Annotated in this window: 3 protein-coding genes, 1 tRNA gene and 1 pseudogene; all 5 read left to right on the top strand. The window is 56.1% G+C overall.

The window, feature by feature from the left end; all coding sequences use genetic code 11:
• Nucleotides 1-235: 235 nt before the first annotated feature.
• Complete coding sequence (gene cpdR / locus WA989_RS11710) at nucleotides 236-595, top strand: cell cycle two-component system response regulator CpdR (RefSeq protein WP_424340677.1); 360 nt, start codon at nucleotides 236-238, stop codon at nucleotides 593-595.
• A gap of 67 nt (nucleotides 596-662) precedes the next feature.
• Nucleotides 663-737: transfer RNA gene (locus WA989_RS11705), tRNA-Val, on the top strand.
• 351 nt (nucleotides 738-1,088) lie between these two features.
• Complete coding sequence (locus WA989_RS11700; protein ID WP_424340678.1) at nucleotides 1,089-1,475, top strand: TadE/TadG family type IV pilus assembly protein; 387 nt, start codon at nucleotides 1,089-1,091, stop codon at nucleotides 1,473-1,475.
• 1 nt (nucleotide 1,476) lies between these two features.
• On the top strand, nucleotides 1,477-1,764 hold the full coding sequence (locus WA989_RS11695; protein ID WP_424340676.1) for a TadE/TadG family type IV pilus assembly protein: 288 nt from the start codon (nucleotides 1,477-1,479) through the stop codon (nucleotides 1,762-1,764).
• A 54-nt stretch (nucleotides 1,765-1,818) separates the two neighbouring features.
• Nucleotides 1,819-2,181, top strand: a pseudogene (locus WA989_RS11690) (hypothetical protein); the annotation flags it as partial.

Raw genomic sequence — 2,181 nt, 5'->3', positions numbered from 1 at the left:
GCGATGTGCAAATGACAGGAACGGTCTCGCAAACAGGGCGAGCCAGTTCAAACGGCGCGACCGCAAGGCCAGCGCCTTGTCGTGTGTCAAAGGTGTTGTCGGTCGCGCTCATAAGCCCAGATGGTCGGTCGATTCAGTTTCTCGTCAAGCTTGTCATATATGTTCACCCCGAATTTACCAGAAGCACTGTCTATGGAATCATGAGACGAGTGACGAGGGTCGGGGAGCTGACACGATGAGCAAAATCCTGCTTGCTGAAGATGATGAAATGATGCGGACGTTCCTGACCGCATCCCTGAAACGCGCAGGCCATGACGTGCAGGACTTCGAAGATGGCGAGACGGCGCTCACCGCGCTCGAGCGCGAAGTGTTCGATCTGCTGCTCACCGACATCGTCATGCCGGGCATTGACGGGATTGAACTCGCCCGCCGCGGCGCAGAGCTCGATCCGGCGATGAAGATCGTGTTTATCACCGGCTTTGCGGCTGTCGCGCTCGCCTCCGGCGCGCCGACGCCGGCCGGGGCCAAGATCCTCTCAAAGCCCTTCCATCTGCGCGAACTGGTCGAGGAAGTCGACCGGGTCATCGCGGCCTGACATTTGCCGACATTGCGGGCTTGACTTGAACCGTCCAAAGTCCGATTAGGGCCGCTTCGAAACGAGTGGGCGGTTAGCTCAGCGGTAGAGCACTACATTGACATTGTAGGGGTCACAAGTTCGATCCTTGTACCGCCCACCATTTCCCCTTCCAGATCCCTATTTCATCGTCCCGGCCGGCCCTCAGGCGCCGTTTCGCAGGACTTTTCTATTCGATAGACAATAGAGAACCCACAAAAAATTCGAAACCTAAATATTGGGCTCGTAAACTTCTGATAAAAAAGGAGTTTTTTCGATGATCGGCCAGTGTCCATTCAGGCCTGATCAATTCCGACGGTGCTGGTAGTAGCTCAGTAATAATTTCCCCCGAGACCAAACCCCTAGTTTGAAAATGTATAAAAAAATACCTGGAGATATATTGGCCGGCTTTGTGAAGCCCTAGGAGGATCGTTTGAATAATATATGGTCCAGATATACTTGTAGTACGCGCGGCGTGGCCGCGATTGAGTTTGCAATAGTTACACCCTTACTGCTTACTTTCCTGTTTGGGATAATTGCCTATGGCGTTTTCTTTGGAGCGGTGCACTCGGTACAGCAACTCGCTGCCAGCAGCGCCCGTGTCGCGATGGGCGGCTTGGACGAGGAAGAGCGCCAGGATCTTGTCGCGGACTATGTGTCCGATGTGCTCGACGAAGGCGGTATCCTGGCAGCCGACCACGTAGACGTCGTGGTCACGGCCTCCGAGGCGAATTCAGACTCTCTTGTTGTCTCGGTCAGCTATGATGCGTCCGAGCTTCCTGTCTGGAATCTCTACGAAGGGCTTCCCCTTCCGGAACGTACGATTACCCGCACGTCGCTCATTCGGCTGGGGGGCTATTGAGATGGTCCTGTTGAGAAGGCGCCGTGTTCCTGGGCTTTGCCGGGATGAAGGGGCGCATGTTCTGGTGATGGTGTCCCTGCTTGCTCCGGTCTTCGTCATGATGGCGGCGCTCGCGGTCGATACCGGCGCAATTTCCAATCAAAAGCAGGAAATTCAGGGTCTGGCCGACATTGCGGCCATCGCAGCGGCAGCGGATATCAAGAACGCTGAGCCGACGGTCTACGGCGTCCTGTCCGATAATAATTTCTTTTCGAGAGGCTCAGACGATCTGAGCAGCGATGAGAGATAACGACGCAGGCTACGGGCCTTTGAGAAACAGGTCTCGGACGAACTTGGCCGCTATCTGCCGGATGAGGACCTGGCTTACGACATCCGGTTCGAAGTCGGCGAAGAGCCCGCGAATGCGGTACGGGTGACGCTCAGGCAAGACCAGGATAGCTATTTCAGCATCCAGCCCCGCGACGCGGCGGACGTAACGGCGCGCGGAACCGCCATGGCGTCTTCACAGGTCGCATTGTCGATCGGCTCGCGTCTGGCCCGGCTGGAAGACGGACTCCTGAACGCGATCCTCTCTGAACTGACGGGCTCTGAAATAGAGCTCAGCGTCATGGATTATGAGGCCATTTTCGACACAAAGATCGACCTTTTCGCCTTCACCGAAACGCTGGCCAGCGATCTCGATCTGACCGCCGGCACGTATGATGAG

Source organism: Henriciella sp. (assembly GCF_049649345.1).
Lineage (GTDB): Bacteria > Pseudomonadota > Alphaproteobacteria > Caulobacterales > Hyphomonadaceae > Henriciella.
The sequence above is the reverse complement of the archived record's forward strand: the minus strand, read 5'-3'. Positions and strand labels throughout refer to the sequence as shown.